Source organism: Bacillus cereus group sp. BfR-BA-01331, from assembly GCF_022663915.1.
In the GTDB taxonomy this organism is placed as follows: Bacteria; Bacillota; Bacilli; order Bacillales; family Bacillaceae_G; genus Bacillus_A; species Bacillus_A mycoides.
In genome coordinates, this window is the sequence record NZ_JAKUGJ010000164.1 from 1 (window position 1) to 394 (window position 394).

The window sequence follows — 394 nt, forward strand, 5'->3', positions numbered from 1 at the left end:
CTTCGGATTCCTAGGATTTGATTTGAGGCGAGTACTTAATCGAAATAAGAGTAGATACTTTGTTCTTATTACCCCGAAGAAGAAAGCCTGTGCGAAAGTGAAAGCAAAAATCCGAGAATTAATCAGAAACGCAGGCGCCAAGCCTGCACAAGATTTAGTAAAACAAATCAATACTGTACTGAATTGACGAGAAGGAAACGGCGACAAAAGCGTAGCATTGGATGGCAGAGATGGAGTAATGAATATCTCTATGGTGTACTAGGACTCTATTGGGACTGGAAAGTTTGTCCTCTCGAAAGCTCAGGAAGATATTGATAAAAGTGTCTGCCATCTGATAGGTCTCATAACCCTTTTGATGAAGTTTATGGGGTGAGCTGCTTGAGGGAAAACTTCA

Annotated in this window: 1 pseudogene; it reads left to right on the forward strand. The window is 41.1% G+C overall.

From position 1 onward, the window contains the following. Window positions 1-315, forward strand: a pseudogene (locus tag MR155_RS31465) (group II intron maturase-specific domain-containing protein); the annotation flags it as partial. Window positions 316-394 lie beyond the last annotated feature (79 nt).